Source organism: Longimicrobiaceae bacterium (assembly GCA_035936415.1).
Lineage (GTDB): Bacteria > Gemmatimonadota > Gemmatimonadetes > Longimicrobiales > Longimicrobiaceae > JAFAYN01.
In genome coordinates this window covers 1-8,125 of sequence record DASYWD010000348.1, presented here as the reverse complement: position 1 = coordinate 8,125, position 8,125 = coordinate 1, and the positions used below count along the sequence as shown (strand labels likewise).

The 8,125-nt window shown below is 73.4% G+C and carries 7 protein-coding genes; 3 read left to right on the top strand and 4 right to left on the bottom strand.

The genetic code is table 11. The annotated features are described in order from the left end of the window. Positions 1-100 precede the first annotated feature (100 nt). Positions 101-2,287, top strand: coding sequence for a M3 family metallopeptidase (locus VGR37_14140; protein ID HEV2148539.1), 2,187 nt, complete (start codon positions 101-103; stop codon positions 2,285-2,287). A gap of 229 nt (positions 2,288-2,516) precedes the next feature. On the opposite strand, the gene VGR37_14135 is transcribed toward VGR37_14140, so the two are convergent. The 4 genes from VGR37_14135 to VGR37_14120 form a co-directional block, all read right to left on the bottom strand. After that, a complete protein-coding gene (locus tag VGR37_14135; GenBank protein HEV2148538.1) occupies positions 2,517-3,950 on the bottom strand; it encodes an NAD(P)/FAD-dependent oxidoreductase in 1,434 nt (477 codons plus the stop codon). 127 nt (positions 3,951-4,077) lie between these two features. Further along, on the bottom strand, positions 4,078-4,569 hold the full coding sequence (locus VGR37_14130) for a PIN domain-containing protein (protein ID HEV2148537.1): 492 nt from the start codon (positions 4,567-4,569) through the stop codon (positions 4,078-4,080). Beyond that, on the bottom strand, positions 4,566-4,925 hold the full coding sequence (locus VGR37_14125) for a hypothetical protein (protein HEV2148536.1): 360 nt from the start codon (positions 4,923-4,925) through the stop codon (positions 4,566-4,568). Before VGR37_14125 ends, VGR37_14130 begins: the two co-directional genes overlap by 4 nt. A 139-nt stretch (positions 4,926-5,064) precedes the next feature. Then, positions 5,065-5,928, bottom strand: coding sequence for a murein L,D-transpeptidase catalytic domain family protein (locus VGR37_14120; protein HEV2148535.1), 864 nt, complete (start codon positions 5,926-5,928; stop codon positions 5,065-5,067). A gap of 268 nt (positions 5,929-6,196) precedes the next feature. On the opposite strand from VGR37_14120, the gene VGR37_14115 reads away from it, so the two are divergent. Continuing rightward, positions 6,197-7,234 carry a hypothetical protein gene (locus VGR37_14115; protein ID HEV2148534.1) on the top strand — a complete coding sequence of 346 codons (1,038 nt, stop codon included), beginning with the start codon at positions 6,197-6,199 and terminating at the stop codon, positions 7,232-7,234. A 233-nt stretch (positions 7,235-7,467) separates the two neighbouring features. Continuing rightward, positions 7,468-8,082 (top strand): superoxide dismutase family protein, encoded by a 615-nt coding sequence (locus VGR37_14110; GenBank protein ID HEV2148533.1) that lies wholly within the window; start codon positions 7,468-7,470, stop codon positions 8,080-8,082. Positions 8,083-8,125: the final 43 nt, after the last annotated feature.

Genomic DNA, 8,125 nt, shown 5'->3' with positions numbered 1-8,125 from the left:
GACGGGAACCTACCGGCGCTCCGCTGGTACCCGTTGTCCGACGCCGGTCCGCCGCGTGATCGCCCGCGGCGGGCATCTCCCACGACCCCGACACGAGCCGATGCGTCAAACCTTTGTCGTCCATACCGCCGCGCTGGCGCTCGCCGCCGCCGCGGCCGGCTGCGCCACGGTGCAGCCCGTGACCACGGCAGCCACCCCCGCGCCCGCCACGGCCGCCAACCCGCTCCTGGCCGAGTGGACGGGCCCGTACGGCGGGGTGCCGCCCTTCGACCGCGTGGAGGTCGCGCACTTCGAGCCGGCGCTGGAAGCCGCCATGGCCGAGAACCTGGCCGAGGTGGAGCGGATCGCCGCCAACCCGGCCGCGCCGACCTTCGAGAACACCATCGCGGAGCTGGAGCGCGCCGGACGCACGCTCAACCGCGTGAGCACCGTCTACGGCATCTGGGGCTCCAACCTGAGCACCCCGGCGTTCCAGGCGGTGCAGCGCGAGATGGCTCCGAAGCTGGCCGCCTTCTCGGACCGGATCACGCAGAACGAGGCCCTGTTCCGCCGCATCCAGGCGGTGTACGAGTCGCCGGAGAAGGCGCGGCTCACGCCGGAGCAGCAGCGGCTGGCCTGGGTCTACCACAACAACTTCGTGCGCGCGGGCGCGCGGCTGGAGCCGGCGGCCAAGGCGCGCCTCTCCGAGATCAACCAGAAGCTCGCCGGGCTCTACACCCGCTTCAACCAGAACGTCCTCGCCGACGAGACGGACCAGTTCCTGGTCCTCCGGAGCGAGGCGGAGCTGGCCGGGCTCCCGGAGTCGGTGCGCGCCTCCGCGAAGGCGGCGGCCGAGGCCCGGCAGATGCCCGGCGCGTGGGTGATCAACAACACCCGCTCGGCCATGGACCCGTTCCTCACCTACTCCGAGCGGCGCGACCTGCGGGAGAAGGCGTGGCGGCTGTGGGCCAACCGCGGCGACATGGGCGGCGAGACCGACACCAACGCCATCATCTCCGAGATCCTGAAGCTCCGCGCCGAGCGGGCCGCGCTCCTGGGCTACCCCACGCACGCCCACTGGCGGCTGGAGAACGCCATGGCCGGCACGCCGGAGCGCGCCATGGAGCTGATGGAGGCGGTGTGGACGCCCGCCGTGTCGCGGGTGAAGCAGGAAGTGGCGGACATGCAGGCGGTCGCGCGGCGCAAGGATGCGAGCCTCGTCATCGAGCCGTGGGACTACCGCTTTTACGCCGAGAAGGTGCGCGAGGAGCGCTACGACCTGGACCAGAACGAGGTGAAGCAGTACCTGCAGCTCGACAAGCTGCGCGAGGGGATGTTCTGGGCCGCGGGCGAGCTGTTCGGGTTCGACTTCGTCCCGGTGGAGAACGTCCCGGTCTTCCACCCGGACGTGTCGGTGTACGAGGTGAAGGACCGCGCCACCGGCAGGCACGTGGGGCTGTGGTACTTCGACCCGTACGCCCGCGCCGGGAAGCGCTCCGGCGCCTGGATGAACGCGTACCGCAGCCAGCAGCGGATGGACGACGAGATCACCACCATCGTCTCCAACAACTCCAACTTCGTGAAGGGGCAGCCCGGCGAGCCGGTGCTGATCTCCTGGGACGACGCCAGGACGCTCTTCCACGAGTTCGGGCACGCGCTGCACGGCCTCTCGTCCAACGTGACCTACCCCACCCTCGCGGGGACGGCGGTGGCGCGCGACTACGTGGAGTTCCCCTCGCAGCTCCTGGAGCGGTGGCTCTCCACCCCGGAGGTGCTGCAGCGCTTCGCCCTCCACCACCGGACGGGCCAGCCGATCCCGCAGGCGCTGGTGGACCGGATCAAGCGCGCCTCCACCTTCAACCAGGGCTTCGCGACCACGGAGTACCTGGCGAGCGCGCTGATCGACATGAAGCTGCACCTGGCCGGGAACCGCGACATCGACCCGGACGCCTTCGAGCGTGAGACGCTGGCGGAGCTGGGGATGCCGCGCGAGATCGTGATGCGGCACCGCACCCCGCACTTCGGCCACGTGTTCGGGAGCGACGGCTACTCGGCCGGGTACTACAGCTACCTGTGGTCGGACGTGCTCACCGCGGACGCGGCGGAGGCGTTCACGGAGGCCGGCGGCTTCTACGACCCGGAGGTCGCGCGCCGGCTGCGCGAGCTGATCTTCTCGGTTGGGAACACGGTGGACCCGGCGGAGGCCTTCCGCGCCTTCCGCGGCCGCGACCCCGTCGTGGACGCGCTGATGCGCGACCGCGGCTTCCCGGTCTCCACCCCCCCGCGAGGTACGGCGCCCAGGCGCTGACCGCGGACGGAGCCGGACACGACGAAGCCCCCGGAGGTGACTGCCTCCGGGGGCTTCGTTGCGTACTGCACCGTGCTCTCTCGCGAGGGGTCGGCGGGGGGAGGCTCCTCCGGAGGTGCGAAACTCGCCCGACCACTCGCGCGAGACGTGAGTGCGGCGCGGGCTCACACAGACGCACCTCCTGCGGAGCCTCCCCCCACCTCCCGGCCAGCATCTCCCGTCCCGGCCGTCAGCTCTCCGGCGCGTCCATGGGGTGCTTCAGCGCGGCCTGGGCGGCGTAGTAGCCGCACATCCCGTGGACGGCGCCGCCCGGGGGCGTGGAGGCGGAGCAGAGGTACAGCCCCTCCACGGGGGTGGTGTAGGGGTTCCGGCGGATCGCCGGGCGGAAGAAGACCTGCCGCAGCGTCATGGCCCCGGCGCTGATGTCCCCGCCCACCAGGTTGGGGTTGTGGCGCTCCAGCCCGGACGGCGGCATCACGCTGCGCTCCAGCACCCGGTCGCGGAAGCCGGGGGCGAAGCGCTCGACCTGGTCCTCGATGGCCCGCGTCATGTCCACGTCGCAGGCGAAGGGGACGTGGCAGTAGGCCCAGGCGATCTGCCTCCCCTCCGGCGCGCGGCCGGGGTCGAAGAGCGTGGGCTGCACCAGCAGCACGAACGGCTTCTCCGGGACCTCGCCCGCGAGCGGCGCGTGCTCGGAGGCGGCGATCTCCTCCAGCGTCCCGCCCAGGTGGACCGTGGCGGCGCGGAGGCACTCCGGGTTCCGCCAGGGGATGGGCCCGTCGAGCGCCCAGTCCATCTTGAAGGAGCCGGCGCCGTAGCGGTACCGCTCCAGCGCGCGGCGGTAGCGGGCGGGGAGGCGGTGCCCGGCGACGCGGAGCACCTGTCGCGGCGTCAGGTCCAGCAGCACCGTGCGCACCCCGCGCAGCTCGTCCACGTTCTCCACCGGGGCGCCGGTGACGATCTCGCCCCCCAGCGAGCGGAGGTACGAGGCCAGCGCGTCGGCGATGCTCTGCGACCCGCCCCGCGCGATCGGCCACCCCACCGCGTGGCCGGCGGCGGCCAGCGTGAGCCCGAACGCCGCCGTGGGCGAGGCGGTGAGCGGCACCATGGAGTGCGCGGCGTTCCCGGCGAAGAGCGCCCGCGCCCGCTTCTCCCGGAAGGCGCTCCTCGCCAGCGCGTCCGCGGAGCGGATCGCCTGCAGCCCGAAGCGCGCCAGGAGCAGCGGGTGGTCCGGAAACTCCAGCGGCCCCAGCACGTCCTCCGCCAGCGTGGGCCAGCGCCGCACCCAGCGCCCCAGGAGCCGCTCCCAGGCCCGCGCGTCCGCCCCGAGGGTGGCGCCGGTCTCGTCGATGGAGCGCTCCAGGAGCGCGATGCTGCCGTCGTCGAAGGGGTGGGCCAGGCAGGCGGGGGAGTGCACCCACTCCAGCCCGTGCTCGGCCAGGGGGAGGGTGCGGAAGAAGGGTGACGAGAGGGCGAGCGGGTGGACAATGGAGCAGACGTCGTGTCGGTAGCCGGGGAGCGTCAGCTCCTCGGTCCGCATCCCCCCGCCGATGGTGTCCGCCTGCTCGCGCACCACCACGGAGCGCCCCGCCTGCGCCAGCACGATCGCCGCCGCCAGCCCGTTCGGGCCGGAGCCCACCACCACCGCGTCAGGCACCGCCATCCCGCCCCCCGCCGCTCGTGTTCCGGCGCCGACGCAGCATCGGCGCTCCCGGTGGCGCATCCGCCGGCACGACCCGTACCACCCGGGCGTCACCTCACGGGGTGCGGTACGGGCCGGGGTGTCGTCGTCAGAGCCCCATCGTCTGCGCGAAATCGGCCGGATGGACGATCAGGACTCCGCGCACACGCAGGAAGCCGGTCTCGGGGTCGGGCTCCGCGATCCCGGAGAAGTCGGCGAGGTTGTAGGTCGCTAGCCAGCCCGCCCGTCCCGCCAGCGCCGCTTCCAGCACGCCGCGATCCTCCACGTCGCGCAGCGGCATCACTCCTCCCCCGAGGACGAGGAGGTTCGGAAGCGCAGCCAGCTCGCCGACGAGCTGCGCGCGCTCGGTTGCGAGGGCGAGTGTCAGGTTCAAAGGAGGACGGCGCAGCACGGAGGTGAGCCGCTCCAGCATCCCGTGCGACACGACGAGGTCGAACCGGCCGTGCCTGCACGCGTCCAGGAGCCGCAGCGGCGTGGTGTCGTGCCGCCCTTTCGCCAGCGCGATCTCCGCCGCCACGTACACGTTGAGGTCCAGGCAGACGCGGAGCCGGTCACCAGCGGCCCCCGCCGGGCCGGTCACCCGGCGCGGGAGGCGAGGTCTACGGCCAGCCGGGCGATCTCCTCCTCCGAGAGGTCGCCCTCGGGAAGGTCTCCTCGCTCGCGCACTTCCTGGATAAGACGGGTGCTCGTGATCTCCCACTTGGCGTTCAGGAGCGCGCGGCTCACCTCCGCGACGACCCGCTCCAGCACCCCCGTGTGCAGCTCCTCCTCCGCGGCGCTCACCTCCAGGTACGCACGGCGCGCGGCCGCAGGAAGGAGCGCGTAGAGCTCCAGGGCCGTGCTCCCGACCTGGGCCTGCTTACGCCCCTCCTCGCGCGTGATCCGGTCGATCTTGCGCTTCAGCTCGTCCGACGTGTACGCCGAGATCGTAGGCATGGATGATCCTCAGAGGTTGCCCTCAAGATAATCCAAGCTTTCTATAGGATCAACAGATTGCGCAGAATCCCGGGCGTACGGAGCCCCGGCGATGCGTCCATCGCCGGGGCTCTCGTGTGGTCCTGGACAGGCCGAGCCGCTATCCGCGCGTCCCCAGCTTTCCGGCGGCGCCCTGCACCCACGGCTCGCCGCGGAGCCAGGCGGGATCCAGCGGCGAAAAGAGGAACACCAGGCCGCCGTCGCTGATCAGGGGGAGGAGCTCCTGGGCGCGCTCCTCCTCCATCGCGGGACACCCCTCGCTGCGGCCGGCCCGCTCGGGCGTGACGTACGGGGCCCCGTGCACGACGACGCGGCGGTCGCGCGCCGCGCTGTTGAAGGGCCCGGAGAGGCCCTGCAGCCGGAGCCCCACGGAGCGGTAGGAGCCCCCGCCCGCGCTGCCGCTGAAAGTATACGTCTCCTGGGTGAGGAAGAGGCCGAGCGACGTGGCGTAGCTCCCCGGCAGGTTGGAGAACCGCGTCGGCACCCCCTCACCCGCCGACCCGCGCCCATGCGCCACCGTGAACGGGCCGTCCACCACCTCCAGGCGGTCCATGTCGAAGACGTACCCGCGCGGGGTGCGGCTGTCGAGCCCGTAGTCCACGTAGTACAGGTACGGCTTGCGCACCTGCTCCGGGTGCGCCGCCCGGTAGTTGTAGTACGCCTGGAAAGCGAAGCGGAGCGCGTTCGGGTCGCTCCGCTCCACGACCCGGCCGGCCAGCGCGCTCACCGCACTCTGCACGCGGAGCGCCCGGATCTCGGCCGCGGTGGGCGCCGCCCTGTGGAGGATGCTCTCGACCCGGCGCGCGATGGGAATCGGGATCGGCGAGGCGGCGGCGACCGCCGCGCCCGGGACCGTGGTCGTCGGGCCGAGCTCGCCGGCCGTTCCGGAGTCGTGCGGCAGCAGGCCGCCGAGGCCACCCAGGGAAAGGGCAGCGGCGGCGAGCATGCGCGGATGTGAACGCATCTGCTCGTCTCGTCTGGGAACACGTCCCGGGCACCGGGTGCCCGAGGCTCGTCGTATGGGATTCGGATCGGACTACCGGAGGGCCATCCGCCGGGCAGGCACCCGCGGCCGGCGGACATAGACACCCGGGAGCACCGGATGTTCCCGAGCCCCGGCCGCACGCCCCGGTCGTGCACGGTCGCTGGTGTGATTCTCGCAAACGTGGGAGCGGCTGCCCACGGCGCCGGATCGGTTCCGTGGACCTTCACTTCCCGAGGAGGAGGCTCGAATGCGCCTGGGAGCGTTCCACGCCGGGATCGCCGCGCTGCTCCTGGCGACCCCGGCCTGCGAGGTGATCGACCGCGCCCGTAACCGCGGCGCGGACGCGGACACGGTGGTGGCGACCGTGACGGATCCCGGGGCGCTCCTCCTCCGCATGGAGGCGCCCGGCCTGCTCCGCCCCGGGGAGGAGGGCACCATCCGCGCCTCGATCACCAACCAGGGCCGCACCGCGGTTCGCGGCGCCCGCCTCGACCTGTTCGTGCCCGGCTGGGTCGAGCCGGTGGCGCCCGCGCCGGGCGCCCGGGAGGTCACCATGGCGACCTCCGAGGAGGAGGGGATCCGGCTCTCCTATCGGCTGGACGATCCCCCGCTCGGCCCGGGGAGGACGGAGACGGTGGAGCAGAAGATCCGCATCCCGCCCGCCGTCGCGAAAGCCGAGGGGCAGCTCTGGGGGCGCGTCGTCCGCGCGCGCCTCACGGGGCCGGACGGCCGTGCGGTCACAGAGGTGGAGAGCGAGATCAGCACGATCGGGGTCCCGGGGAGCGACTCCGTCCCGCCGGGGCCGGCGGACACCGCGGTGGCGGCGCGGCGCGACCGGCTCGGGCCCGTTTCGCTCGGGATGACCTCGGCGGCTCTCCGCCAGGCGGCCCCCCGCGCGCGCGACACCACCTGGGTCCGCGAGGGCTCCCCGGGGCGCGGCGTGACGGTCCCGCTCGGGCAGGGAGGGCGCGCGGTTGCGGTCCTCTCCGGCGACACGGTCTCCCGGATCGCGGTGCGCGACACGGTCACCCGCACGCGCGAGCGCCTGGGGGTGGGGTCACGCCTCTCGGAGCTGCGGGAGGCCTACGGACGCGCCTGCGCCGACGTGGTGGAGGGGGAGACGGTGGTCTGGTTCCCGACGGCCCCGGGGATCGCCTTCGCCCTGGACGTGCGCCCCCCGCGGGACGCGCAGCAGGTTCGGCAGGCCCCGGACCGGATCCCGGGCTCGGCCCGGGTGACGCACTGGTGGCTCACGCGCGGAGCCGACCGGTGCCCGTCACGCTGACGTTCGCGCCGGGGGCGAGGGCGTAGACGAGCCCGGCGGCGCACCGGACGCCGCCGGGCTCGTCCATCGTCCCGCTCGGGGTGCCGGTTCGTCGTCGCGATGGACCGTTTCGTCGCACCGCCGGTCGGAACCACCGCACTCCCCTCACCCCCCCACGGCCGCCCCCTCATATTCGCTCGCGTCCGGGGCGACCGCCCCGGACGTGACGACACCCGAGCCTATCGAGGGGCCCCATGATCTCCCGCATCCTGATCTCGCTTCCCGCTTCCGCTCTCCTGCTGTCGGGCTGCACCGCCGGACTCACCTCGCCCGCGACTTCCGGGCAGGAGGCCAGCCCGACCGCGTTCGTTTCGGCTCCGGGCGCCGCCACCGCGGAGAGGTCCGCCGCGCAGGCGGAGGTGCGCCTCCACAACCCTGCGGGCGAGGTGGTGGGGACCGCGCGACTGGTGGAGGACGCCGCCGGGCGTGTGCACCTCAGCGTGCACGTGGAGGGCCTCGCCCCCGGCCTGCACGGCATGCACCTGCACGCGGTGGGGCGCTGCGACGGCAGCACCACCCCGGCGTTCGCGTCCGCCGGGGGGCACTTCAACCCGACCGGCGCGGAGCACGGGCACCACAACCCGGCCGGCCACCATGCCGGGGACCTCCCGAACCTGGTCGTCAACCCCGCCGGTGTCGGCCGTCTCAGCACCACGCTCGAGCAGTTCGCGATCGCCGACCTCTTCGACGCGGACGGCACCGCCCTCGTCATCCACCAGAACGAGGACGACCTCCGGACGAACACGGGCCCGCTCGGCCCCGGCAACAGCGGCCCGCGCATCGCCTGCGGCGTCGTCTCCAGGCGGTAGCCCCCACCCGCCCGACCGCCCGGCCCTCCCCGAGGTGCCCGGG